Source organism: Mesorhizobium sp. M7A.F.Ca.CA.002.05.1.1 (assembly GCF_003998335.1).
Lineage (GTDB): Bacteria > Pseudomonadota > Alphaproteobacteria > Rhizobiales > Rhizobiaceae > Mesorhizobium.
Genome location: NZ_RZQI01001427.1, coordinates 1 through 892, shown reverse-complemented (window position 1 = coordinate 892; position 892 = coordinate 1). Strand labels below are relative to the sequence as shown.

The following is an 892-nucleotide window of genomic DNA, read 5'->3' as shown; positions in this document are numbered from 1 at the left end:
CCGCCGCGCTGATCGGATCGAGGCCCGATGTCGGCTCGTCGAGGAAGACGATGTCGGGATCGAGCGCCAGCGCCCGGGCCAGCGCGGCGCGCTTGATCATGCCGCCGGACAGTTCGGACGGGAATTTCTGCGCTGCATCGGGCGGCAGCCCGACCAGCTCGATCTTGAGCATCGCCAGTTCGTCCATCAGCTTTCGCGGCAGGTCGAGATATTCGCGCATCGGCACCTGGACGTTTTCCTGCACTGTCAGCGCCGAGAACAACGCGCCGTGCTGGAACAGCACGCCAAGTCGCATGTCGATGCGCAGACGCTCGGCATCATCAGCTTTCTCGACATCGACGCCGAACAGCTTGATCGTACCCGACTGCTTGCGCGTCAGGCCGAGAATGGTGCGCAGCAGAACGGATTTACCAGCACCCGAGGCGCCGACAAATCCAAGGATTTCGCCGCGCCTTATGTCGAGCGACAGTCTGTCGAGGATAAGCTTGTCGGCGAAGGACACGCTGATGTCGTGCGCGGATAGCACGATGTCGCCCTCACCCGCCTCATCCGCCAATGCGCCCGCCCTTTTCCTGTTTCGCAGGTTCATCTCAGAACTCGATCGCTGCGTAGAACATGGCAAAAAGTCCGTCGAGGATGATGACGACGAAGATCGACTTCACAACCGAAGCGGTAACATGCTGGCCGAGCGATTCGGCGCTGCCGCCGACCTTCATGCCTTCGACCGAGGCAATCGTGCCGATGATCATGGCCATGAACGGCGCCTTGATCAGGCCGGCAAAGATGGTGCTGAGATCGATGGCGACGCGCAACCGGTCGATGAAGGCGGCGGGCGGGATGTCGGAATAGAGCCAGGCAGCCAGTATGCCGCCGCCGAGTGCGGCGAAATTGG

General features: G+C 61.9%; 2 protein-coding genes. Both read right to left on the bottom strand.

The genetic code is table 11. The annotated features are described in order from the left end of the window. Positions 1-589, bottom strand: a 589-nt coding sequence (locus EN939_RS36105; RefSeq protein ID WP_127272051.1) for an ABC transporter ATP-binding protein, incomplete at its 3' end; no start/stop codon positions are given. Between the two features lies 1 nt (position 590). After that, positions 591-892: MlaE family ABC transporter permease (locus EN939_RS36100; protein ID WP_206528455.1), on the bottom strand; the 302-nt coding region annotated here is incomplete at its 5' end.